Origin of the sequence: Agromyces archimandritae (assembly GCF_018024495.1) — a bacterium.
Taxonomy (GTDB): domain Bacteria; phylum Actinomycetota; class Actinomycetes; order Actinomycetales; family Microbacteriaceae; genus Agromyces; species Agromyces archimandritae.
Genome location: NZ_CP071696.1, coordinates 3,324,377 through 3,348,265, shown reverse-complemented (window position 1 = coordinate 3,348,265; position 23,889 = coordinate 3,324,377). Strand labels below are relative to the sequence as shown.

Sequence of the window (23,889 nt, the reverse complement as noted above, 5' to 3'; positions counted from 1 at the left end):
CCGGGCGCGACCGTTCAGGGCACGTCGGGGTCGTCGAAGCGCACCCGGAGCGTCGGCGGCTTCCGTACGGGCTGGCCGGCGACGGGCCGCCGGCGTGCCGTCGCGACCCGGATCTGCTCGGCCTTCAGGATCGCGGCCAGGCGTCCGGCGGTGCCGTACTCGACCCGGAGGATCGCGCGCTCGAGTCCGGGTTCGCCGCCTTCCTCGGGCACCGGGCCCAGCACATCCACCGCATCGCCGAGCGAGGCCGCCTCGCCGAGCGTGCGATCGAGCACCTGCCTGCCGGCCCGCACCGTCGCCACCCGGATCGCCGGCGGGAACCGCAGTTCGCGCCGGGCGGCGAGCTCCTCGGCCGCCCAGCGGTCCTGCCGCCAGGTCGCAAGGGCACGGCCGAGGCCGCCGCCGACGCCGACCAGGTACACGGGCGCATCCGCCGCCGCGAGGGCCGCCGCGTTCGACCACCAGCGCAAGCAGTCCTCGGCGACCCGGAGCGACTCGCGGACGAGCATCCGCTCGCCGTCGAGGAGGAGCACGGCCCGGTAGCCGCCGGCCGCGACCGGTTCGGCGCCGCGCGTCGCGACGACCAGCTGCGGGGCGTCGTCGACGGCGAGCACGGGGCGTTCGCCGTCGCTTCGGACGATGCGCACGGCCGGGAACGCGCGCCCGAGCTCCTCCGCGGTGCGTGCCGACCCCACCGTCGCACGCCGCAGGCGCGTGCCCTCGCACGCCGCGCACCGCCAGTCGCCGCCGCCGCGCCCGCACAGCCGGCACAGCGCTTCGGCCCCGCGCGCCGGCACGTGCAGCATGCCCCCGCACGCCACGCACGAGGCCGCCGCGCCGCAGTCCGCACAGGCCAGGAGCGGTGCATACCCCGGCTGGGCGACCTGCACGAGGACCGGTCCGTGCCGTGCCGCCTCGCCGGCCGCAGCCCATGCCGTCGGCGGAATACGCGCGGCCGCCGCCGGCCCGGTGGCCGAAGCCTGCTGCGCGGTCACGACGACATGCGGGCGGACCGCCCGCTCGCGCGGCACCGGCCGCACCCAGCCGATCTCGACGAGACGCTGCACCTCGACCGTGCGGGTGTGCCCGAGGAAGACGAGCGCCGCACCGCTCTGCTCCTGCCGCATGAGTGCCGCATCCCGGGCGTGCACGCCCGGGGCGAGCGGCTCGGCGTGCAGCGGATCGCCGTCGTCCCAGATCGCGATGAGGCCGAGCCTGGCGGCCGGCGCATACACGGCGGAACGATTGCCGACGATGACGCGCGCATCCTCGCCGGAGGCGCGGAGGAACCCGGTGAACCGCGCCGCACCGGGCTGCCGTGCATCGGTGCGGACGATGCGCTCCGCGGGGATGCGGTCGGCGAGGGCCGCCTCCAGCTGCTCCTGATCCCGGTAGTCGGGCACGACGAGGATCGCGCTCCGATCCCCGGCCAGGGCATGCGCGGCCGCCTCCGCGAGCGTCACCGCCCACGCCCCGACGGTCGCCCCGCCCGGCAGCACGACCGGTCGCGGCACCGCCGCGAGCGTCATCCGCTCCCCCGCCCGGATGCCGGCCTCGACCTCGCCGGGCACGTACCCGGCCACGGGCGGCGGATCCGCCGGCAACGGACCGGCGTCGATATCGCCGGCCAGCCACGCCTTCTCGGCCCGCACGTACCGTTGCGGGATCGCCAGCCGCAGGATGTCGCTCGCGCATCCGGCGGCCCGGTCCGCAAGGCTCCGGGCGAGCCGCCACACCTCCGGGGCGAGCACCGGCACCTCCGAGACGAGATCCTCCAGCTCGGCGAGCCGCCCCTCGTACGTGCTCATCTCGACGAGCTCGACGATCCAGCCGTGGGCGATCCGCCCGCCCGAACGCAGCGGCATCCGTACCCGCTGCCCGGCGCGTACGCCTTCGCGGAGCCGTTCGGGCACCGCGTAGTCGAAGAACTGATCGAGCTGCGGCAGCGGGGAGTCGACCGCGACCCGCGCGACGGCCGGGCCGGCCGTCATCTCAGAGCCCGGCGGCGGCCCGCAGCTCGTCGACCCGGTCGGTGCGCTCCCAGGTGAAATCGGGGAGCTCGCGGCCGAAGTGACCGTAGCTGGCCGTCTGCGCGTAGATCGGGCGGAGCAGGTCGAGATCGCGGATGATCGCCGCCGGGCGCAGGTCGAAGACCTCGCGGATCGCGGCGATGAGGCGGTCCTCGGGCACATGGGCCGTGCCGAAGGTCTCGACGTACAGGCCGACGGGGGCGGCGGCGCCGATCGCGTACGCCACCTGCAGTTCGAGGCGGTCCGCCAGACCCGCCGCGACGGCGTTCTTCGCGGCCCAGCGCATGGCGTACGCCGCCGAACGGTCGACCTTCGACGGATCCTTGCCGCTGAAGGCGCCGCCGCCGTGCCGGCTCGCACCGCCGTAGGTGTCGATGATGATCTTGCGGCCGGTGAGGCCCGCATCGCCCTGCGGGCCGCCGATCTCGAAACGGCCGGTCGGGTTGATGAGGACCCGGAGCTCATTCCGCGTGAGCTCGACCGTCTCGAGCACCGGGCGGATGACGAGTTCCTCGACCTCGGCGCGGAGCTGCGCCGTCGCCACCTGCGGCGAATGCTGCGTGGAGAGCACCACGGTTTCGATGGAACGCGGCGTCTGGCCCTCGTAGCCGATCGTGACCTGGGTCTTGCCGTCCGGGCGGAGGTAGTCGAGCAGTCCGTCCTTCCGGACGGCGGCGAGCCGTTCGGCGAGCCGATGGGCGAGCCAGATCGGCACGGGCATGAGCTCGGGCGTCTCCCGGGTGGCGAAGCCGAACATGATGCCCTGGTCGCCGGCGCCCTGCCGGTCGAGCTCGTCGACGCTCGACCCCTCGCGGGTCTCGAAAGCGTCATCGACGCCCTGGGCGATATCGGGCGACTGGCCGCCGATCGACACCGAGACACCGCAGCTGCGCCCGTCGAACCACACGTCCGAGGAGTCGTATCCGATCTCGGTGACCCGGTCGCGCACGATATGCGGGATCTCGACGTACCCCGAGGTCGTCACCTCGCCGGCGACGTGCACGAGGCCGGTCGTCACGAGCGTCTCGACGGCGACGCGCGCATTCGGATCCTGACCGATGATGGCGTCGAGGATCGAATCCGAGACCTGGTCGCAGATCTTGTCGGGGTGACCCTCGGTGACCGATTCGGAGGTGAAGAGACGCAGTCCGCTCATTGGTATTCGCAATCCTTCGGGGTTCGTCGGTGGTCGTTTCGGGCGGGGTCGGTTCGGCGGGCCGGTTCGCGCCGGCGACTCTAGACAACCACGTCGAGGATGCGGTGGGCTACCGACACCTTCGTTCCGTGTGCCCGTGTGACGATCCCGTCGTCGGGCCCGATGACGATGACGAGGTTCTCATCGCTCGCGAATCCCTCGTGCCAGCCGACCCGGTTGACGACGAGGAAATCGGCGCCCTTGGCCCGGCGCTTCTCGCGGCCGAGCTCGAGGAGGCGATCATCGTCGGCCTCCGTCTCGGCGGCGAAGCCGACGAGCACGGTGCCCTCGTGCGGCGCACGGCCGAGCTCGGCGAGGATGTCGGGGTTGCGCACGAGCTCGAGGCTCAGCCCGGCGTCGCCGGCGCCCTTCTTGATCTTCTGCTCGCTCACGGCGGCCGGACGGTAGTCGGCGACGGCGGCGGCCATGACGACGAGATCGGCTCCGGCCGCCTCGGCGAGCGTCGCGTCGCGGAGCTCGGCGGCCGTCGAGACCGGGACCACGCGGCATCCGCTCGGCGCATCGGTCTCGAGGTTCGCCGCGATCAACGTCACCTCGGCGCCGCGGAGCGCGGCCGCCTCGGCGATGGCCGCGCCCTGTTTGCCGCTCGAACGGTTGCCGAGGAAGCGCACGGGGTCGAGCGGTTCGCGGGTTCCGCCGGCCGTGACGACGACGCGCCGCCCCGCGAGGTCCTGTTCGGGCTGCAGGGCGGCGACGCGGGCCAGGGCCGCCGCGACGATATCGGCCGGCTCGCTCATCCGGCCCGGACCGGCATCCGCACCCGTCAGCTGCCCCGATTCGGGCCCGACGATCGTGACCCCGCGAGCGGCGAGCGTGGCGATATTCGCCTGCGTCGCCGGATGCCGCCACATCTCGGTGTGCATCGCCGGGGCGATGACGAGCGGAGCGAGGCTTGCCAGCACCGTGTTGCCGAGCAGGTCGTCGGCGATGCCCGCGGCGAGCTTGGCGATCGTGTTCGCGGTGGCCGGGGCGATCACGATGAGGTCGGCCGCCTGGCCGATGGCGACATGCCGCACCTCGGCGACGCCCTCGTAGAGATCGGTCGCGACCGGGTTCCGTGAGATCGCCTCGAGGGTCGGTGTGCCGACGAACCGCAGCGCGGCCTCGGTCGGCACGACGTGGACGTCGTGGCCGGCGAGCACGAGCTGCCGGACGACGCCGACGGCCTTGTACGCGGCGATGCCGCCGGTGATGCCGACGACGACGTTGAGCGGCGTCACCAGGCCCTCCGGCTCACTCGCCGATCGGGCGGAGCCGGAGCTTGTCCTCGTTGATCTCGTGGAGCGCGACCGACAGCGGCTTGTCGTCGATCGACGAGTCGACGAGCGGCCCGACGTTGTCGAACAGGCTGCCCTCGTGCAGGTCGGCGTAGTAGTCGTTGATCTGACGCGCCCGCTTCGACGCGAAGATCACGAGCTGGTACTTCGAGTCGACCTTGGACAGCAGCTCGTCGATGGGCGGGTCGATGATGCCGGACAGCTTCTCAGCCATGGTGCTCCTTGTCTGCGGCGCCGCGATCCGGAGTCCCTCCCCGGCTGCGACGCGAAGTCGTGGGCGCGGGAAAGTCAGCCCCTGCGCGGCCTCGTCAAGTCTACGACCTTTTGCGCGGCCTCGGCCACGTCGCGGTTGACGACCTGGTGATCGAACTCGTCGACGGCGGCCAGCTCGGTCTTGGCCGTCTCGAGCCGACGCTGCTGCTCGGCCGGCGATTCGGTGCCGCGGCCGACGAGTCGGCGCACGAGTTCGTCCCAGCTCGGCGGCAACAGGAACACGAGCGTCGCGTCGGGCCAGGAGCGGCGCACCGAACGGGCACCCTGGATGTCGATCTCCAGCAGCACGGAGTGGCCCGCCGCGATCGCCTCCTCGACGGGGCCGCGCGGTGTGCCGTAACGGTACGCATTGTGCACCGTGGCCCATTCGAGCAGTTCACCGGCGGCGACCATCCGGTCGAACTCGGCGTCGTCGACGAAGAAGTAACTCTCCCCCTCGACCTCCCCGGGGCGCGGCGGACGCGTCGTCGCCGACACCGAGAGCAGCACATCGGGGTGGTTCGCGCGGATCTCGGCGGCCACCGTGCCCTTGCCGACGGCGGTCGGGCCGGCCAGCACCACGAGCCGATCGCCGGTGCCGCCGTGCGCGGCGACCCAGGCGGCCAGGTGCTCGCGCATCCGCCGGCGCTGCAGCCTGCCGAGGCCGCCGACGCGTTTGGAGGCGGCGATGTCCAGCTGCTCCATCATGCGCGCGGCCTTCGTCACCCCGATCGCGGGGATCGAGGTGAGGAACTCGGTCACCCGCAACCGCCCCTCGGGGCTGTCGGGATGCTCGAACGCGGCCCGGAGCACGTCGAGCGGGCTGCGCATCCCGCCGGCGATCTCCGCTTTCACGGCTGCGCGGGCACGACGAGCCGCGACGGCCGCGCGGCTCGCGGCGACGCGGTCGACCTCGGGCGGGTTCGAACGCGACGCGACCGCGGACTGGGGGTCAGACATCGAGGGCTCCGATCTCGTCGGCGCGGCGGGCGATGGCATCGGCGAGGCCGTCGGGTCCGGCCTGCAGCACCTGCCGCGAATCTGTCAGGAGGGCGCCGGCGGCCAAGGCCCCGAGACGCGCGGGCACCTCGGCGAGCTCGCCGCCCTGGAATCCGATGCCCGGCACGAGCACGGGCAGGCCCGGACGCGGGGCTTCATTGGTATCGATGCCGAAGTCCCGCGGGTCGATCGTCGCACCGATGACGGCGCCGATCGGGCCGAGCCGTTGCTCGGCCGCGCCCTCGCGTTCGGCATTCCACGCGGCGATCCCGGCGACGAGCGCTCCGGCGACCCGCTCCCCCGCCCGGCTCGAACGCTGCAGCACCGCCTGCTGGATCGCGGCGGCCTCGGGGTTCGAGGTCGCGGCGACGACGAAGAGACCGCGGCCCGCGGCATCCGCCCGCTCCATGACGCCGGCGATGGATCCGAGCCCCTGATAGGCGTAGATCGTCATCGCGTCGGCGCGGAGCGGCGATTCGTCGCCGAGCCACGCATCGGCATAGGCGTCGACCGTCGAGCCGATGTCGCCGCGCTTCGCATCGGCGATCACGAGCAGCCCGGCGTCGCGCGCCTCCGCGAAGACGCGCTCGAGCGCCGCGTACCCGGCGGCTCCGTGCCGCTCGAAGAACGCGATCTGGGGCTTCACGACGCCGATGCGGCCGGCCGCGGCATCCACCGCGCGCAGGCCGAACTCGCGCACGCCCGCGCCCGAGTCGTCGAGCCCCCACGCCTCGAGCAGCCACGGGTGCGGATCGATGCCGAGGCACATCCGCCCGCGAGTGTCGAAGACGCCCTGCAGTCGCTGCCCGAAGCCGTCCGTCACGCCGCGCCCTCCCGCCGGGCCTGGTACTCCTGCAGGCTCGTCACCTCGAAGCGGCCGTGCACGACCTCCAGCGACGCGACGGCCGCCGACAGCTCGGCGATCGTCGTGAACAGCGGGATGTCGGCGGCGACGGCGGCCGCGCGGATCTCGTACCCGTCGGCGCGCGCGGAACGTCCGGACGGGGTGTTGATCACCACGTCGACCTCGCCGTCGTTGATGAGCTCGACGACCGAGGGCTCCGAGTCGTCATGCTTCTCGGAGAACTTCAGCACCTGGCGCGACTCGATGCCGTTGCGGCGCAGGATCTCGGCCGTGCCCTCGGTCGCGAGGATCTCGTAGCCGCGCTCGCGGAGGCGGAGCACCGGCAGCACGATCGAACGCTTGTCGCGGTCGGAGACCGAGACGAAGACGGTTCCGGTCGCCGACATCCCGCCGTATGCGGCGAGCTGGCTCTTCGCGAAGGCGCGCGGGAAGTCGCGGTCGATGCCCATGACCTCGCCCGTCGAACGCATCTCGGGCCCGAGCACCGAATCGACCATGCGGCCGTCGCGGGTGCGGAATCGGTGGAAGGGCAGCACGGCCTCCTTCACGGCGACCGGCGCGTCCGCGGGCACCTCGGAGCCGTCCGCGGCCGGAAGCAGGCCCTCCTCGACGAGCTCGGCGATGCTCGAACCCGTCATGATGCGGCTGGCGGCCTTGGCGAGCGGGATGCCGAGGGCCTTCGAGACGAACGGCACCGTGCGCGAGGCGCGCGGGTTAGCTTCGAGCACGTAGAGCACGCCGGCGCCGATCGCGAACTGCACGTTCAGCAGGCCCTGGACGCCGATGCCCTGGGCGATCGCGAGCGTCGCGTCGCGCACCCGCTCGATCTCGGCGCGGCCGAGGCCGACGGGCGGCAGGGTGCAGCTCGAGTCGCCGGAGTGGATGCCGGCCTCCTCGATGTGCTCCATGATGCCGCCGATGTACAGCTCGCCGCCGTCGAAGAGGGCGTCGACGTCGATCTCCACGGCGTCGTCGAGGAAGCGGTCCACGAGCAGCGGATGCGTGGGCCCGACGATGCCCTGCCCCTCGATGCGGGCGAAGTAGTCGGCGAGGTTCGCCTGGTCGTAGACGATCTCCATCCCGCGGCCGCCGAGCACGAAGCTCGGGCGGACGAGCACCGGGTAGCCGATCTCCTCGGCGACGGCGGCCGCGCCCGGCAGGTCGACGGCGGTGCCGTTGCGGGGGGCGGCGAGGCCGGCCGAGGCGAGGATGCCGGAGAAGAGCCCGCGCTCCTCGGCGAGGTCGATCGCCGCCGGGCTCGTGCCGAGGATCGGCACGCCGGCCGCCTCGAGGCCCTTCGCCAGGCCGAGCGCGGTCTGCCCGCCGAGCTGGACGACGACGCCGACGAGTTCGCCGGAGGACTGCTCGGCGTGGATGACCTCGAGCACGTCCTCGAGCGTGAGCGGCTCGAAGTAGAGCCGGTCGCTCGTGTCGTAGTCGGTCGAGACCGTCTCGGGGTTGCAGTTGATCATGATCGTCTCGAAGCCCGCGTCCGACAGGGCGAAGGAGGCGTGCACGCACGAGTAGTCGAACTCCACGCCCTGCCCGATGCGGTTCGGACCCGAGCCGAGGATGACGACCTTCCTGCGGTCGCTCGGGGCGACCTCGGTCTCGAAGTCGTAGCTCGAGTAGTGGTACGGGGTGAGGGCCGGGAACTCGCCCGCGCAGGTGTCGACGGTCTTGAACACCGGGCGGATGCCGAGCTGGTGCCGGATGTCGCGGACCGTCTGGTCCGCGTCGTCGCCGAAGCCGCGGAGCTGGCCGATCTGCGCATCGGAGAAGCCGTGGTCCTTCGCGCGGAACAGCAGTTCTGCGCTCAGGTGGTCGGCGGCGGCGAGTTCGGCCGCGACCTCGTTGACGAGGGCGATCTGGTCGAGGAACCACGGGTCGATCTTCGTCGCCTCGAACACCTGCCCGATGCTGGCGCCGGCCCGCATCGCCTGCTGGACGAGCACGATGCGCCCGTCGGTGGGGATGCGCGCGGCATCCAGGAGCTCGTCGATGCTTCGCGTCTCCTCGCCCCAGTGGAAGCCGGACCCGCGCTTCTCGAGCGAGCGGAGGGCCTTTTGCAGGGCCGTCGTGAAGTTGCGGCCGATCGCCATCGCCTCGCCGACCGACTTCATGGTGGTGGTCAGCGTCGGGTCTGCGGCCGGGAACTTCTCGAATGCGAAGCGCGGCACCTTCACGACCACGTAGTCGAGCGTCGGCTCGAAGGATGCCGGGGTCACCTTCGTGATGTCGTTCGGGATCTCGTCGAGACGGTAGCCGATGGCGAGCTTCGCGGCGATCTTCGCGATCGGGAAGCCGGTCGCTTTCGACGCGAGGGCCGAGGAGCGGGAGACGCGCGGGTTCATCTCGATGACGATCACGCGACCGGTCTCGGGGTTCACGGCGAACTGGATGTTGCAGCCGCCCGTGTCGACGCCGACGGCGCGGATGATGTCGATGCCGATATCGCGGAGGTTCTGGTACTCGCGGTCGGTGAGGGTGAGCGCCGGGGCGACGGTGATCGAGTCGCCCGTGTGCACGCCGACGGGATCGACGTTCTCGATCGAGCAGACGACGACCGTGTTGTCGGCCGTGTCGCGCATGAGCTCGAGCTCGTACTCCTTCCAGCCGAGGATGGACTCCTCAAGGAGCACCTCGTGCGTGGGCGAGTCGTGCAGGCCCTGCGTGACGATGCGGACGAGCTCCTCCTCGGTGTAGGCGAAGCCGGAGCCGAGGCCGCCCATCGTGAAGGAGGGGCGCACCACGAGGGGGTAGCCGAGATCCTCGGCGTACGCCTTCGCGTCCTCGAGGGTCGTCGCCACATGCGAGCGGGCGACGTCGGCGCCGCACTCGATGACGAGGTCCTTGAAGAGCTGACGGTCCTCGCCCTTGCGGATCGCCTCGACCTTGGCGCCGATGAGCTCGACGCCGTGCTTGTCGAGAATGCCGGCGTCGTAGAGGGCGATCGCCGCGTTCAGGGCCGTCTGACCGCCGAGGGTGGGCAGCACCGCGTCGGGGCGTTCCTTCTCGATGATCGCCTCGATGATCTCGGGGGTGATCGGTTCGACGTAGGTGGCGTCGGCGAAGTCGGGGTCGGTCATGATCGTCGCCGGGTTGGGGTTGACGAGGATGACGCGCACCCCCTCGCTGCGGAGGACGCGGCACGCCTGGGTGCCGGAGTAGTCGAACTCGGCGGCCTGCCCGATGACGATCGGGCCGGAGCCGATGACGAGGACCGAATTGATGTCGTCGCGCTTGGGCATCAGGCCTGGGACTCCTTGCTCGCAGCGTCTTCTGCTGGGTCTCGATACGCTTCGCTCCTCGACCCGCCTCGCTTGTGCTGACGCACCATCTCGGCGAACCGGTCGAAGAGGTAGTTCGCGTCGTGCGGGCCGGCCGCCGACTCGGGGTGGTACTGCACGCTGAACGCGGGGATGTCGAGGCAGTTCAGGCCTTCGACCACGTCGTCGTTCAGGTCGACGTGGCTGACCTCGACGCGGCCGAAGCCCTCGGCCGACTCGCTGATCTCGCCGATCGGGGCATCCACCGCGAAGCCGTGGTTGTGGGCCGTGATCTCGACCCGGCCCGTGGCCTTGTCGAGCACGGGCTGGTTGATGCCGCGGTGCCCGAAGGGCAGCTTGTAGGTGCCGTACCCGAGGGCGCGGCCGAGGAGCTGGTTGCCGAAGCAGATGCCGAAGTAGGGCAGCCCGGCGCGCAGCGTCGTGCGCAGCAGGTCGACGTGCCGGTCGCTGGCGCCGGGGTCGCCGGGGCCGTTCGAGAAGAAGAGGGCGTCGGCCTCCATGGCGAGGATCTCGCCGGCCGTTGCCGTCTGCGGCAGCACGCGCACCTCGAAGCCGCGCTCGGCGAGGTAGCGGAGGGTGGAGGCCTTCACGCCGAGGTCGAGCACGGCGACGCGGCCGATCTCCTCGCCGACCGCGGGGATCGTGTAGCCGGTCTCGGTCGAGACGGTGCCGGACAGGTTCTGCCCGGTCATCTCGGCGCCGCCGCGGACCAGTTCGAGCTGCTCGCCGGGCGTGAGGCGGTAGTCGTCGCCGGAGAAGACCCCGGCCCGCATGGCGCCGGCCGAGCGGATGCGGCGGGTCACGGCGCGGGTGTCGATGCCGCTGATGCCGACGATCGCCTGCGCGGCGAGGTCGTCGTCGAGGCTGCGCGTCGAGCGGAAGTTCGACACGATGCGCGCGGGGTCGCGCACGACGAAGCCGGCGACCCAGATGCGCGCCGACTCCTCGTCCTCGTCGTTCATGCCCGTGTTGCCGATATGCGGGGCCGTCATCATGACGATCTGCCCCGCGTACGACGGATCGGTCAGGGTCTCCTGGTAGCCGGTCATGCCGGTCGCGAAGACGAGCTCGCCCAGGGTGCGGCCGGTCGCGCCGTAGGCGCGGCCCTCGTAGCGGGTGCCGTCTTCGAGGACGAGCACGGCCGGGTCGTGCGTGGAAGCCATCAGCTCTCGCTTTCGGGGGGTTCGGGGGCGGATGCCGGATGTGCGGCCTCGCCGGATGCGGCGATCGTCCCGATCGCCTCGATGATCTGGTCGCGGTCGCCTTCGTAGCGGGCCCGCAGGTAGCTGTCGACGGCGACGCCGTCTTCGGATCCGTCTTCGCGGGCCCTCCAGCGCACGACGACGAGCCCTTCGGGTTCGACGCCTCGGTCGATCGCCCAGCCGGCGGTTTCGGCGTCGGAGAGGACGCCGGCCGGGATGAAGACGGGCTCCTCCCCGGCGACGCGGATCGTCAGGCCGGCGGCTTCGATCCGGATGCGAGCGGTGCCGCGGAAGGCGAGGCCGGGGATCGCGAGCCGCTCGAGGGGCTCTTCGCGCGGAGTGGATGCCACGTAGAGCGCTTCGAGGTCGACGAGCGCCTCGCCCTCCTCCGGGGGAAGCGGGTACCCGCCGATGCCCTGGTCGCGCTGGGTTCGTCGTCGCCAGGATCGTCGCATCAGCCATACGGCCGCGATGACGATGAGGGCGCAGATGAGCGCGCCGATGACCTTATCCATGGCGGGCCTCCGGGGTGTTCCATGCGTGCCGTGCTGCTTCGGCGACCTCCTCGGCCGGGCGGAGCGCCCCGTCGAGCACGGTGGCGTAGCCGCCGTGGACGACGGCGACGACGCGGCCGGGCAGGTCGATGCCGAGATAGGGGGTGTTGCGGCTGCGGCCGGAGAGCCGGTCGATCGAGAAGCCGCTGCGGGGTTCGGGGTCGTAGAGCAGGAGTTCGGGCGCGGCGCCCGCCTCGATCGCCTCGCCCTGGCCGGCCAGGCCGCCGATGCGGGCCGGCGCCTGCGACATGACGCGGGCGACGCCCGCCCAGTCGAGGAGGCCGGTGGCGACCATCGTCTCGTGCACGATCGAGAGCGCGGATTCGAGGCCGACCATGCCGTTGGCCGCCGCCGCCCACTCGCTCTCCTTGGCCTCGGCCGGGTGCGGCGCGTGGTCGGTGGCGACGATGTCGATCGTGCCGTCGGCCAGGGCCTCGCGGAGCGCGTGGACGTCTTCGCTGCGACGCAGCGGCGGGTTGACCTTGAACCTGGCGTCGTAGCCTTCGACGCGGTCTTCGGTGAGCAGCAGGTGGTGCGGGGTGACCTCGGCGGTCACGTCGATGCCGCGGGCCTTGGCCCAGCGGATGACCTCGACGGATCCGGCCGTGGAGACATGGCAGACGTGCAGGCGGCTGCCGACGTGCTCGGCGAGGAGCACATCGCGGGCGATGATCGACTCCTCGGCGACCGCGGGCCAGCCTGCGAGACCGAGCCGCCCGGAGAGGGCGCCCTCGTTCATCTGCGCACCCTCGGTCAGCCGCGGGTCCTGCGCGTGCTGGGCGATGACGCCGCCGAAGGCCTTGACGTATTCGAGGGCGCGACGCATGAGCAGCGGGTCGGCGACGCACAGGCCGTCGTCGCTGAAGACGCGGACGCCGGCGCGCGAGGAGGCCATCGCGCCGAGCTCGGCGAGACGCTCGCCCGCCAGGCCGACGGTGACGGCGCCGATGGGCTGCACGGTCGCGTAGCCGGCCGCGCGGCCGAGGCTCGCGACCTGCTCGACGACGCCGGCGGTGTCGGCGACGGGGAAGGTGTTGGCCATCGGGAACACCGCCGTGTAGCCGCCGCGCGCAGCCGCCCGGGTGCCGGTGAGCACCGTCTCGGACTGCTCGTAGCCGGGCTCGCGGAGGTGGGTGTGCAGGTCGACGAGACCGGGCAGGGCGAGGAGGCCGTCGGCGTCGATGACGGTCGCGCCCGCGGCATCCACCCCCGAACCGACCCGTGCGATGATGCCGCCGTCGATCAGGACGTCGGCGCGTTCGCCGCTCGGCAGCGTCGCGCCGCGGGCGAGGATCGCGCCGCTCATCGTTGCCCCTGCTCTCCGGAGAGGAGCAGGTACAGGGCGGCCATTCTCACTGAAACTCCGTTCGCAACCTGCTCGCGCACCGTCGACTGCGGCGCGTCAGCGGCCTGCGAGGCGATCTCGAGGCCGCGATTCATCGGCCCCGGGTGCATGACTATCGTAGTCGCCGGCAGCTCGTCGAAGCGCCGGTCGTCGAGGCCCCAGCCTCGCGCATACTCCCTGGTGTTGGGGAAGAACGAGCCCTGCATCCGCTCCGCTTGGACGCGGAGCATCATGACGACGTCGGGCCGGCCGGCGAGGGCCTGATCAAGATCGTATCCGATCCGGATGGGCCAGTCCTGGGTGGCCGACGGCAGCAGCGTCGGCGGCGCGACGAGCGTCACGTGGGCCCCGAGCGTCGCGAGCAGCCAGACGTTCGAGCGGGCGACCCGGGAGTGCAGGATGTCGCCGACGATGAGCACGCCGACGCCGTCGAGTCCGCGGCCGCGGGAGGCGGCTCCGTGGATGCGGCGGCGCATCGTGAAGGCGTCGAGGAGGGCCTGGGTGGGATGCTCGTGGGTGCCGTCGCCGGCGTTGACGACGCCCGCGTCGATCCAGCCGCTCGTGGCGAGGGTCTGCGGCGCGCCGGAGGCGGGGTGGCGGATGACGACCCCGTCGGCGCCCATCGCCTGCAGGGTCTGCGCCGTGTCCTTCAGGCTCTCCCCTTTCGAGACGCTCGAGCCCTTCGCGCTGAAATTGATGACGTCGGCCGAGAGGCGCTTGGCGGCGGCCTCGAAGGAGATACGGGTGCGCGTGGAGTCCTCGAAGAAGAGGTTCACGACGGTCTTGCCGCGCAGCGTGGGGAGTTTCTTGACCTCGCGCTCCTGCACGGCGGCCATGTCCTCGGCGATGTCGAGGAGGTCGATCGCGGCGTCGCGGGCGAGGCCGCGGGTGCCGAGGAGGTGCTTCATGCCCCGGCCTCCTCGATGGTGACGGCGTCCTCGCCGTCGATCTCGGCGAGGCGGACGTTGATGCGCTCGCGGGTCGAGCTCGGCAGGTTCTTGCCGACGAAGTCCGCGCGGATCGGGAACTCGCGATGGCCGCGGTCGACGAGCACGGCCAGGCGCACCGCGCGGGCCCGGCCGAGGTCGGCGAGGGCGTCGAAGGCGGCGCGGATGGTCCGGCCCGAGTAGAGCACGTCGTCGACGAGGACGACGGTCCTGCCGTCGATGCCGCCGGGCGGCAGCGAGGTCGGCGAGGGGGTGCGCGTGCGGGTGCGCGAGAGGTCGTCCCGGTACATGGTGACGTCGAGCGAGCCGGCTTCGAGCTCGGAACCGGGCTCGATGCGGCGGATGATGCCGGCGATGCGGCGGGCCAGGTCGACGCCGCGGGTCGGGATGCCGAGGACGACGAGCCCCTCGGTGCCGCGATTGGATTCGAGGATCTCGTGCGAGATGCGGGTCAGCGCCCGCTGGATGTCGGATTCGTTCAGCACAGTGCGCGCCAAAGCCACGACTCCCTTCTCCGCCTCACGGGACGGTCTTCAAGGTTGCCTGTCGATCCGTCAGCCTATCAGCGCCCGGCCTCCGCCGGCGCCGGGCGGCTCGTCCCGGTGATCGCGGCGTTGGCGACGCCTGCGGCGACGACGATCGCGGCCGCGATGATCGGCATCGTGAGGGCCGCGCCCGTCCCGAACTGCTCGGCCACCCATCCGGTCGCGGCGGCCGCGAGCGACTGGCCGACGATGACCGCCGAGCCGAGCATGGTCATGACGGTCGCCGAGCGGCCGGCGGGGCTCCGTTCGGCGCCGAGGGCGTACTGGGTGACGAGGACGGGGCCGATGCCGATGCCGATGACGGCCAGGGCGGCGGTGATCCCGGCGATGTCGCCGACGGCGGGGAGCACGAGGGTGCCGGCGAGCATGAGCGCGCCGAAGGCGATCCACCGCCACCGTTTCGTGAAGCGCGCCGGCAGCAGCGCCACGCCGAGGGCGAAGGCGGCCGAGCCGATGCCCATGACGCCGTAGACGAGGCCGGCCTGCTCGCCGACGCCGCGGTCGGCCATGAACGCGGTGAGCGAGGTGAGCATGGTGCCGAAGAAGAAGCCGACGCCGAGGATGCCGGTGACGACGACGAGGATCGCCGGATGTGCGAGCTCGCGGGCGGGGCTCGTGGGCCGCGTGCCGTCGCCGCCGACGGCCAGCCGGCCGCTCGGGTGCAGGGCGAAGGCGGTGACGAAGACGACTTCGAGGATGCCGGCGCCGACGATCGGAGCCCACGGGCCGAGCGAGGCGGCGAGGATGCCGACGAGGAAGGGGCCGAAGACGAACACCGTCTCGTCGGCGGCCGACTCGTAGGACATGGTGCGTTCGAAGGTGCGGCCGCGGCGCGCCGGGCCGACGCGCGTTCCGATGATGCCGACGAGGCGGGCGCGCGACATCGGGGCGACCTGCGGGGCCGTGGCGCCGACGAGGAAGGCCGCGGCCAGCACGCCGGCCTCCGGCGCCGGGCTGTACACGATCCACGCGAAGGCACCGAGCAGGAGCCCGTTGACGAGACCGGCGGCGAGCACGACGGGGCGCTGCCCGAAGCGGTCGGCCGCAGCGCCGATGAGCGGGCCGAGGCAGGCCGTGCCGATGCCGACCATCGCCGAGGTGAGGCCGCCGAGGCCGACGGATCCGCGGGCTTCGACGACGAGGGTGAGGACGCCGACGACCATCATGGCGAACGGGAACCTGGCGAGGAACGCCGTCGGGAAGTAGGCGACGCCGGTGTGGCGGATGAGCGGAGCGTTCTGGTCCGGCATGGAATCGACCTCGCAGGCCCGCCGGGGCGGGTGGATCGGGTGCCGCCATAGCCTGCCGCGAGCGGCAGCCGGTTGATACACGGGGTGGATGCGGCCGGCGACGCCGGCGCCTTGCGATGATATCGCGGCGGTCCGGGCAGGTGCCGGGGTAGCGATAATAGTTCTAGTTGTCATAGAATAAGAACATGCTCGTCCGTATCGACCCCGCGAGCGAAGTACCGATCTTCGCGCAGCTGGCGGCATCCGTCCGCGCGGATGCCGCCGCCGGCCGCATCCGGCCCGGAGACCGCCTGCCCGCCGCCCGCGAGGTCGCCGCATCCCTCGGCATCAACGTCCACACCGTGCTGCACGCCTACCAGGAGCTGCGCGACGAAGGCCTCCTCGAACTCCGCCGCGGACGCGGCGCCGTGGCCACCGAGACCGCAGCGGCTCTCACCGAACTGCAGCGCGACATCCACGACCTGACCCGCCGGGCGCGAGCGCTCGGCCTCGCCCCCGACACCCTCGCCGCCCTCGTGAAGGAGATCGCCGATGACCGGCCCTGACCGCACCGTCCCCCGCTTCCTCGCCGCCGCCCTCGGCATCCCCGTCGTCCTCATCGTCGCCGCCCTCGTCTCCCAGCTCCTGCTGCTGCCCCAGCTGCCCGATCCGGTCGCGATCCACTGGGGCCCGAGCGGTGCGCCCGACGGCTTCGCGCCGGCCTGGGCGACCCCGCTGACCACCCTCCTCGCCGGCCTCGGCCTGCCCGCCCTCCTCGCCCTGAGCGTGCTGCCCGCACTACTCCGCGGCGACCGCGGCCCGAGCTACCGGTTCATGGGCGCGACGGCCGCGGGCCTCGCCGCCCTCCTCGCCGTGCTCGGCACCGGAACCCTGTGGATCCAGGCCGGCCTCGACGACGCGGCGAACGCCACCGGCATCGCCGTGCCGCTCATCGCCGGCTTCGTCGCCGCTGCCGCCTTCGGCGTGCTCGCCTGGTTCATCCAGCCGGCCGCCGAGATCCACCGCGCCACCGCGGCCGACGCGACGGCCCTCGAACTCGGCGGCGAAGAACGGGCCGTGTGGATCCGCGAAACCTCGATGCCCCTCGGCGCGATCATCGCGATCGCCGCGACCGTGCTCGTCATCGCCGCGGCCGCCGTCGTGGCCTGGACCCAGGCGCCCGCCTACGCCGCCTGGATGCTCACGGCCGTCGCGATCCTCCTCGCCGTCCTCGTCTCGACCTCCATCGTCTTCCGCGTGCGCGTCGACGAACACGGGTTCACCGTCGCCTCGATCGTCGGCTTCCCCCGCTCGCACGTCGCCCTCGACGACGTCGAATCGGTCTCGGTCGTCACCGTGAACCCGATGGGCGAGTTCGGCGGCTGGGGCATCCGCTACGCGCCGGGCCGCTTCGGCTACGTCCTCCGCACCGGGCCCGCGATCGAGGTGGGCCGCCGGGGCCGCAGCTCGCTCGTCGTCACCGTCGACGACGCCGAGACCGGCGCCGCCCTCCTCCAGGCGCTCGTCGCGCGCTCGCACCCGTAATCCTCCGCCCGCGCGGGCACATAGGCTCGCATGGTGAGCGACGAACCACCCCCGAGACGCCGCTTCGTCGACCTCAGCCCGCTCCGCGCCTCCCCCGCCTTCGCCCGGCTCTGGATCGGCTCGGCCGTCTCCGGCATCGGGGCGCAGTTGACGATCGTCGCCGTGGGCCTCCAGATCTACGAGCTCACGGCATCCACCCTCGCCGTCGGCCTCGTCGGCGGCATCGCCCTCCTGCCCATGATCGTCGCCGGCATCTGGGGCGGCATGCTCGCCGACGCCTTCGACCGGCGGCGCGTGCTCATCGTCTCCGCCGTCGTCGCCTGGGCGAGCACCGCCGGGCTCGTCGTGCTCGCCGCCGTCGAAGCCGGCCGCGACCCCGCCGAGGCCGATGTCTGGCCGTTCTACGTGTTCACGACGATCAACACCGTCTCGGCCACCATCATGGGCGCCACCCGCACCGCCGTCATCCCCCGCCTGCTGCCGCCCCGGCTCGTCTCCCGCGCCGCCGCGCTCGGCGGCATCGCGATCGGCGCGCAACTGACCGTCGGCCCCGCGCTCGCCGGCGTGCTCGTGGCCGCCGTCGGCTTCCCCATCACCTTCGCCGTCGACGTCGTGCTCTTCAGCGCCGGATTCCTCGGCATCGTCTCGCTCCCCCGCCTTACGCCCGAAGGAGCCACGACGAAGCCCGGGCTCGCGTCGATCCGCGAAGGCGTCGCCTTCCTCCGTCGCGCCCCCAACATCCGCATGAGCTTCCTCGTCGACATCGTCGCGATGACCTTCGGGCGGCCGTTCGTGCTCTTCCCCGCCGTCGGTGCGGTCGCGATCGGCGGCGGGCCGGTGACCGTCGGCATCCTCACCGCGGCCGCGGCGGCCGGCACCTTCCTCGCGAGCCTCTTCAGCGGGCCCGTCGGGCACGTCCGCCGCTACGGCGTCGCGATCGGCCGAGCGATCCAGCTCTACGGCCTCTTCGTCGCCGCCTTCGGCCTCGTCGTCCTCGGCGGCGTCACCGGCCTCTTCGGGCCCGTCGGGCCCTCGTTCGGCGAGGCGAGCCCCGTGGCCCTCACCCTGGCCGCCGTCGCCCTGGCCGGCACCGGCGCGAGCGACGAGGTGAGCGCCATCTTCCGCTCCACGATGCTGCTGACCGCCGCCCCCGACGCCATGCGCGGCCGCCTGCAGGGCGTGTTCACCGTCGTCGTCGGCGGCGGCCCGCGGCTCGGCGATCTCTACGCCGGCATCACCGCCACCGCGATCGCGCTGTGGTTCCCGCCGCTGGCCGGCGGGCTCGCGATCATCGCGCTCATCGCCGTCCTGCTGCGCGTGCAGCCCTCGTTCCGCGCCTACGACGCGATGCACCCGACGCCCTGAGTCGGCGCGGCGACGCCCCTGCGCGGCCCGACGCGGCAGGGCCCGGGCGTGTCAGCGCCCGCCCGACTCCACGAACTCGAGCACGGCATCCCCGTCCGTCGGGTCGCCTTCGTACACGACACCGTTCACGAACAGCGTCGGCGTGCCCTCGATCGAATCGATCTCGGCACCGGGCACCGTGATCGGCCCTTCGAGCGCGATATCGGTGCCGGCCTGCGCCCACGCGGCATAGCGCCCATCCGAGATGCACGGGCCGAGGCCATCGGCCCCGGCATCCACCGCGATCTGCTCGAGCTCGTCGTTCGTGAGGCCGGCCTGCGTCTGCGCGGCGAACACGCCCGCGATGAACCCCGTGAGCGCATCGGGCGCATCCACCGCGGCGCACGTCATCGCCGATGACGCGCGCGAGGAGTACGCCGAGTCCGAGCCGCGGTCGAGGAAGGTCAGCGGGTGGATCGCGTAGCTGATCGCGCCGCTCGCCGCCAGTTCGGCCAGGCCCTCGCCGGCGGCCTCCTCGAAGTACGCGCAGTGCGGGCAGGCCGGGTCGAGGAAGAGATCCACCCGCGTGTCGCCGTCGCCGATGACGAGGGCGAAGTCGTCGAAGTGCGCGGCGCCCTCCGTGCCCGTCGGCAGCTCTGCGGAGCTCGACGGCGGCGGGGTCTCGTCGACCTGGGCCGGTCCGCTCGTGCAGGCGGCGAGCAGCGCTGCCCCTCCGGCCGCCAGCGCGAACGCCGCGACCCCTCGTCCGATCCGATGCATGTGCGTCTCCCTCCCCCGGCGAAGCGCCGGGTCATCCCTTCGCGTGCGATACGGCCGCGAGCAGCCCGTTCACGAACCCGGCCGAGTCGTCGGTCGACAGCACGGTCGCCGCCTCGACGGCCTCCGAGATCGCCACGGCGTCGGGCACCTCGTCGTTGTAGACGACCTCCCACACGCCGATGCGCAGCAGCGCCCGGTCGACCGCGGGCATCCGCTCGATGGTCCAGCCCCGCGCATGCGTCTCGATGAGTTCGTCGATCTCGGCGCCGTGGTCGACGATGCCGTCGACGATTTCTCGGGCGTACAGCCACGACGCCTGCCGCTCCGGTTCCCCCGCCGCACGCTCGGCCTCGACGGCGAGCAGCTGCGCGACCGGCACCTGCCGCATGTCGGCCGAGTAGAGCAGGTCGAGCGCGCGTTTGCGCGCTTTGGTGCGTGCGCTCACTAGTCGTTCACACGGCCGAGGTAATCGCCCGTACGGGTGTCGACCTTGACCTTCGTGCCCGCCTCGAGGAAGAGGGGGACCTGGATCTCGTAGCCGGTCTGGATCGTGGCGGGCTTCGTGCCGCCCGTCGAACGGTCTCCCTGCAGGCCCGGCTCGGTGTAGGTGATCTCCATGACGACGGATGCCGGAAGCTCGACGTAGAGCGGATTGCCGTTGTTCAGGGCGATCGTGACGGGCTGGTTCTCGAGCAGGAAGTTCGCGGCATCGCCGACGACCGCGGCCGGCACGTTCAGCTGGTCGTAGTCGCTGGTGTCCATGAACACGAAGCTGTCGCCGTCGTTGTACAGGTAGCTGAAGTCGCGGCGATCCACGTTCTCGATGTCGATCTTCGCACCCGCGTTGTAGGTGCGGTCGACCGTCTTGCCGCTCACGACGTTCTTGAGCTTCGTGCGCACGAACGCCCCGCCCTTGCCGGGCTTGACGTGCTGGAACTCGATGACGCTCCAGAGCTGCCCGTCGATGTTCAGGACGACGCCGTTCTTGATGTCCGCGGTTGATGCCATGTGAAGGGATCCGTTCGTGAGAAGAGTCGTGCGGCGGCGCACGCCTCGCGAAACGCCCCGATCGAGTGTAGACGACTCAGCCGCGGCTTCGCAGGAGGTGCTCGATCGCGAGACGGTACGACCCGGAACCGAATCCGGCGATCACCCCCGTCGCGACCCCCGAGATGACGCTCGTGTGCCGGAACGCCTCGCGCGTGTGCGGGTTCGAGAGGTGCACCTCGATCAGGGGGACGCCCGCGCTCGTCAGCTGCGCCGCGGCATCCCGCAGCCCGTAGCTGTAATGCGTGAACGCGGCCGGGTTCAGCACGACCGGGGCGCGCCGGTCGACGGCCTCGTGGATCCACCGGATGAGCTCGGCCTCGTCGTCGCTCTGCCGGACGACGAGCTCGACGTCGGCGGGGACGGATGCGCACAGCTCCGCGGCGATGTCCTCGAGCGTCTCGGATCCGTACACCTCGGGTTCGCGCGTGCCGAGCCGGCCGAGGTTCGGGCCGTTCAGCACGTAGATCGTCGTCATGACGGCAGCCTACGGGCCGGGCCCGCCGCCCGGCCGTCGCCGGCCCGGCTCACGACGCGATCTCCTGGTAGGCGGCGAACAGCAGCGACTGATCGGGCGCGAGCATCACGGTGGGTTTGGCGAGATCGTCGAGCACGATGAAGCGCAGCTGTCCGGCGCGGGCCTTCTTGTCGCGCTGCATCGTCGCCAGGAGGGTGTTCCAGCGGCCGGCAGGGTACGAGGTCGGCAGGCTGAGGAGGTCGAGCACACGCTTGTGGCGGTCGGCGACCTCGTCGGAGAGCCGGCCCGAGAGTCGGCCGAGCTCGGCGGCGAAGGCGAGACCGACGGCGACGGCGGCGCCGTGGCGCCACTGGTAGCGCTCGGCGTGCTCGACGGCATGGCCCAGGGTGTGCCCGTAGTTGAGGATCTCGCGGAGGCCCTGCTCGGTGAAATCCTGTGAGACGACGTCGGCCTTCATCCGGATCGCGAGTTCGACGACGCGCCGGAATTCCTCGCTGCGGGGGTCGGTCGCCCGTTCGGGGTCGGCCTCGATGAGGTCGAGGATCTCCGGGTAGCGGATGAAGCCGGCCTTGACGATCTCGGCGAATCCGGCGAGGATCTCGTTCTTCGGGAGGGTGTCGAGCAGCTCGAGGTCGCAGATGACGGCGGCCGGCGCGTGGAAGACGCCGACGAGGTTCTTGCCCTCGTTCGTGTTGATCCCGGTCTTGCCGCCCACGGCCGCATCCACCATGCCGAGCACGGTGGTCGGCACCTGCACGATGCGGACGCCCCGCAACCACGTGCCGGCCACGAAACCGGCGACATCGGTGATCGCCCCGCCGCCGAGACCGACGATCGCGTCGCTCCGGGTGAAGTCGGCCTGCCCGAGGATCTGCCAGCAGAAGGCGGCGACCTCCACGCGCTTTGCCGATTCGGCGTCGGGCACCTCGGCCAGGAGCACCTCGAAGCGGTCGGCGAGGGATTCGCGCAGTTCCGCCGCCCGCGCGCCGAGCGTCGGCGGGTGCACGACGAGGACCTTCTTCGCGGCCGTGCCGATCGCATCGCCGAGTTCGGCGATGACGCCCCGGCCGATGACGACCTCGTATCCGTCTTCGCCGCCGACTCCGATGACGGTCCGTGCTTCGCTCATGCGTCCTGCTCCATTCCTTCGAGTCCGAGTCGGCCGGCGATCTCCTCGACGATGCGTCCGGGGGTCCGGCCGGAGGTGTCGACCTCGATCGTGGCGAGTTCGCGATAGGCCGGCAGCCGTTCGGCGAGGATGCGCCGCCACGCCGCCATGCCGCCCTCTTCCAGCAGCGGGCGGGTGCCGCCGCGCAGCCGGGGCTGGACGGTGCGTTCGTCGACCGTGAGCAGCACGACGCGTGCCCCGTGCAGCCGCCGGCGGGTGAGCGGATGCAGGGGTGCACCGCCGCCGAGCGACACGACGCCCCCGGCGTCGATCGCTTCGGCGACGATCTCGCGCTCGATCTCGCGGAAGCCGGGCTCGCCCCGTTCGGCGAAGACCCCGGAGATCGGCCCGTGCCGTTCGACGATGGCGGCGTCGGTGTCGGTGAACGGCACGGCGAGACGGCGGGCCAGGCGCCGGCCGATGTGGCTCTTGCCTGCGCCCATCGGTCCGATGAGCACGATCGCGGGGGTCGCGGATCCGCCGGCCTCGGCCGGGCCCGGCACCGAGTCAGGCACGGTCGCCGGCGCTCCCGCCTCCGGCGGCGTCCTCGCCGAGGCTCTGCCCGCTCGTCCGCAGCGCGTCGGGGATGGCCGCGAGGTAGCCCTGGAGGTTGCGCCGGGTCTCGGCGAGGTGGTCGCCGCCGAACTTCTCGAGCACGGCGTCGGCGAGGGTGAGGGCGACCATCGCCTCGGCGACGACGCCGGCGGCCGGAACGGCGGCGACGTCGGAGCGCTGGTGGTGGGCCTGGGCGGCCCCGCCGGCGGCGACGTCGACGGTGCGCAGGGCGTGCGGCACGGTCGCGATCGGCTTCATCCCGGCGCGCACGCGCAGCACCGTCCCGGTCGACATGCCGCCCTCGGTGCCGCCGGCCCGGTCGCTCGTACGGGCGATGCCGTCGGCGCCGGGCACGAGCTCGTCATGCGCGGCCGAGCCGCGACGTGTGGTCGTGAGGAACCCGTCGCCGAGTTCGACGCCCTTGATCGCCTGGATGCCCATGAGGGCCGCCGCCAGCCGTGCATCCAGCCGGCGGTCCCAGTGCACGTGGGAGCCGAGCCCGGGCGGCAGGCCGTAAGCGAGGACCTCGACGACGCCGCCGAGGGTGTCGCCGTCCTTGTGCGCGCCGTCCACCTCGGCGACCATCGCACGAGAGGTCTCGGCGTCGAAGCAGCGCAGCGGGTCGGCGTCGAGGGCCTCGACGTCGCCGGGCCCGGGAAGGGGCGACCCCTCCGGCACGCGGACGGCGCCGATCGAGAGGGTGTGCGAGACGGTGCGGATGCCGAGTTCGGCCAGGAACGCCTTCGCGATCGCACCGAGGGCGACCCGTGCGGCCGTCTCGCGGGCGCTGGCGCGTTCGAGCACGGGGCGGGCCTCGTCGAAGCCGTACTTCTGCATGCCGACGAGGTCGGCGTGCCCGGGCCGCGGCCTCGTGAGCGGGGCCCCCCGCCCGCGACCGAGCTTCGCCTCGTCGATCGGCTCGGGGCTCATCACCTCGGCCCATTTGGGCCATTCGGTGTTGCCGACGCGGACCGCGATAGGGCTGCCGAGCGTCTCGCCGTGGCGGATGCCGCCGGAGAACGCGAGTTCGTCCTGCTCGAACTTCATGCGCGCACCGCGGCCGTAGCCGAGTTTGCGACGCGCAAGGTCGGCGCGGACGAGGTCGAGGGAGACGGGGACGCCGGCGGGGAGCCCCTCGAGGATCGCGACGAGTTCGGGGCCGTGCGATTCCCCGGCGGTGAGCCAACGAAGCATGGGGACCATCCTCCCACAGCCGGGCGG

23 protein-coding genes are annotated in these 23,889 nt (G+C 72.3%); 3 read left to right on the top strand and 20 right to left on the bottom strand.

Annotation, left to right across the window (positions count from 1 at the left end; genetic code table 11):
* Window positions 1-14: 14 nt before the first annotated feature.
* From G127AT_RS15485 to G127AT_RS15425, 13 genes are all read right to left on the bottom strand, one after another.
* Entirely contained in the window at window positions 15-1,991 is a 1,977-nt protein-coding gene (locus G127AT_RS15485) for a primosomal protein N' family DNA-binding protein (protein ID WP_210898411.1), read from the bottom strand.
* A 1-nt stretch (window position 1,992) separates the two neighbouring features.
* On the bottom strand, window positions 1,993-3,186 hold the full coding sequence (metK, locus tag G127AT_RS15480; RefSeq protein WP_210898409.1) for a methionine adenosyltransferase: 1,194 nt from the start codon (window positions 3,184-3,186) through the stop codon (window positions 1,993-1,995).
* Between the two features lie 80 nt (window positions 3,187-3,266).
* Complete coding sequence (gene coaBC / locus G127AT_RS15475; protein ID WP_210898407.1) at window positions 3,267-4,466, bottom strand: bifunctional phosphopantothenoylcysteine decarboxylase/phosphopantothenate--cysteine ligase CoaBC; 1,200 nt, start codon at window positions 4,464-4,466, stop codon at window positions 3,267-3,269.
* 13 nt (window positions 4,467-4,479) lie between these two features.
* Window positions 4,480-4,737: a DNA-directed RNA polymerase subunit omega gene (rpoZ, locus tag G127AT_RS15470; RefSeq protein WP_210898405.1), complete on the bottom strand. Its 258-nt coding sequence runs from the start codon at window positions 4,735-4,737 to the stop codon at window positions 4,480-4,482.
* Between the two features lie 74 nt (window positions 4,738-4,811).
* Window positions 4,812-5,735: a guanylate kinase gene (gmk, locus tag G127AT_RS15465; protein WP_210898403.1), complete on the bottom strand. Its 924-nt coding sequence runs from the start codon at window positions 5,733-5,735 to the stop codon at window positions 4,812-4,814.
* Complete coding sequence (pyrF, locus tag G127AT_RS15460) at window positions 5,728-6,597, bottom strand: orotidine-5'-phosphate decarboxylase (RefSeq protein ID WP_210898401.1); 870 nt, start codon at window positions 6,595-6,597, stop codon at window positions 5,728-5,730. The genes gmk and pyrF overlap by 8 nt, the downstream gene beginning before the upstream one ends.
* Window positions 6,594-9,890 (bottom strand): carbamoyl-phosphate synthase large subunit, encoded by a 3,297-nt coding sequence (carB, locus tag G127AT_RS15455; RefSeq protein WP_210898399.1) that lies wholly within the window; start codon window positions 9,888-9,890, stop codon window positions 6,594-6,596. The genes pyrF and carB overlap by 4 nt, the downstream gene beginning before the upstream one ends.
* Window positions 9,890-11,092, bottom strand: a complete 1,203-nt coding sequence (gene carA / locus G127AT_RS15450; RefSeq protein WP_210898397.1) for a glutamine-hydrolyzing carbamoyl-phosphate synthase small subunit — start codon at window positions 11,090-11,092, stop codon at window positions 9,890-9,892. The genes carB and carA overlap by 1 nt, the downstream gene beginning before the upstream one ends.
* Entirely contained in the window at window positions 11,092-11,646 is a 555-nt protein-coding gene (locus G127AT_RS15445; RefSeq protein WP_210898395.1) for a PH-like domain-containing protein, read from the bottom strand. The genes carA and G127AT_RS15445 overlap by 1 nt, the downstream gene beginning before the upstream one ends.
* Window positions 11,639-12,991: a dihydroorotase gene (locus G127AT_RS15440; RefSeq protein ID WP_210898393.1), complete on the bottom strand. Its 1,353-nt coding sequence runs from the start codon at window positions 12,989-12,991 to the stop codon at window positions 11,639-11,641. Before G127AT_RS15440 ends, G127AT_RS15445 begins: the two co-directional genes overlap by 8 nt.
* Window positions 12,988-13,938 carry an aspartate carbamoyltransferase catalytic subunit gene (locus G127AT_RS15435; RefSeq protein ID WP_210898391.1) on the bottom strand — a complete coding sequence of 317 codons (951 nt, stop codon included), beginning with the start codon at window positions 13,936-13,938 and terminating at the stop codon, window positions 12,988-12,990. Before G127AT_RS15435 ends, G127AT_RS15440 begins: the two co-directional genes overlap by 4 nt.
* On the bottom strand, window positions 13,935-14,480 hold the full coding sequence (pyrR, locus tag G127AT_RS15430) for a bifunctional pyr operon transcriptional regulator/uracil phosphoribosyltransferase PyrR (protein WP_210898389.1): 546 nt from the start codon (window positions 14,478-14,480) through the stop codon (window positions 13,935-13,937). The genes G127AT_RS15435 and pyrR overlap by 4 nt, the downstream gene beginning before the upstream one ends.
* A gap of 59 nt (window positions 14,481-14,539) precedes the next feature.
* The gene (locus G127AT_RS15425; RefSeq protein ID WP_210898387.1) at window positions 14,540-15,772 is read right to left on the bottom strand and encodes an MFS transporter; all 1,233 of its coding nucleotides are present in this window, start codon (window positions 15,770-15,772) and stop codon (window positions 14,540-14,542) included.
* Between the two features lie 185 nt (window positions 15,773-15,957).
* Here G127AT_RS15425 and G127AT_RS15420 point away from each other — a divergent pair, with 185 nt between their 5' ends.
* The 3 genes from G127AT_RS15420 to G127AT_RS15410 are packed head-to-tail and all read left to right on the top strand — an operon-like array spanning window position 15,958 to window position 18,661.
* The gene (locus tag G127AT_RS15420) at window positions 15,958-16,317 is read left to right on the top strand and encodes a GntR family transcriptional regulator (protein ID WP_210898385.1); all 360 of its coding nucleotides are present in this window, start codon (window positions 15,958-15,960) and stop codon (window positions 16,315-16,317) included.
* Entirely contained in the window at window positions 16,304-17,296 is a 993-nt protein-coding gene (locus G127AT_RS15415; protein ID WP_210898383.1) for a DUF1648 domain-containing protein, read from the top strand. Before G127AT_RS15420 ends, G127AT_RS15415 begins: the two co-directional genes overlap by 14 nt.
* Before the next feature lie 33 nt (window positions 17,297-17,329).
* Entirely contained in the window at window positions 17,330-18,661 is a 1,332-nt protein-coding gene (locus tag G127AT_RS15410) for an MFS transporter (RefSeq protein WP_244857626.1), read from the top strand.
* A 51-nt stretch (window positions 18,662-18,712) separates the two neighbouring features.
* On the opposite strand, the gene G127AT_RS15405 is transcribed toward G127AT_RS15410, so the two are convergent.
* The 7 genes from G127AT_RS15405 to aroC form a co-directional block, all read right to left on the bottom strand.
* Window positions 18,713-19,420, bottom strand: a complete 708-nt coding sequence (locus G127AT_RS15405; RefSeq protein WP_210898379.1) for a DsbA family protein — start codon at window positions 19,418-19,420, stop codon at window positions 18,713-18,715.
* A gap of 31 nt (window positions 19,421-19,451) precedes the next feature.
* A complete protein-coding gene (gene nusB / locus G127AT_RS15400; protein ID WP_210898377.1) occupies window positions 19,452-19,865 on the bottom strand; it encodes a transcription antitermination factor NusB in 414 nt (137 codons plus the stop codon).
* Window positions 19,865-20,428 (bottom strand): elongation factor P, encoded by a 564-nt coding sequence (gene efp / locus G127AT_RS15395; RefSeq protein ID WP_210898375.1) that lies wholly within the window; start codon window positions 20,426-20,428, stop codon window positions 19,865-19,867. The genes nusB and efp overlap by 1 nt, the downstream gene beginning before the upstream one ends.
* A 76-nt stretch (window positions 20,429-20,504) precedes the next feature.
* Window positions 20,505-20,945, bottom strand: a complete 441-nt coding sequence (locus G127AT_RS15390) for a type II 3-dehydroquinate dehydratase (RefSeq protein WP_210898373.1) — start codon at window positions 20,943-20,945, stop codon at window positions 20,505-20,507.
* Between the two features lie 49 nt (window positions 20,946-20,994).
* Window positions 20,995-22,074, bottom strand: a complete 1,080-nt coding sequence (gene aroB / locus G127AT_RS15385; RefSeq protein WP_210898371.1) for a 3-dehydroquinate synthase — start codon at window positions 22,072-22,074, stop codon at window positions 20,995-20,997.
* Window positions 22,071-22,628: a shikimate kinase gene (locus G127AT_RS15380; RefSeq protein ID WP_244857625.1), complete on the bottom strand. Its 558-nt coding sequence runs from the start codon at window positions 22,626-22,628 to the stop codon at window positions 22,071-22,073. Before G127AT_RS15380 ends, aroB begins: the two co-directional genes overlap by 4 nt.
* Window positions 22,621-23,862, bottom strand: a complete 1,242-nt coding sequence (gene aroC, locus G127AT_RS15375) for a chorismate synthase (protein ID WP_210898369.1) — start codon at window positions 23,860-23,862, stop codon at window positions 22,621-22,623. Before aroC ends, G127AT_RS15380 begins: the two co-directional genes overlap by 8 nt.
* Window positions 23,863-23,889: the final 27 nt, after the last annotated feature.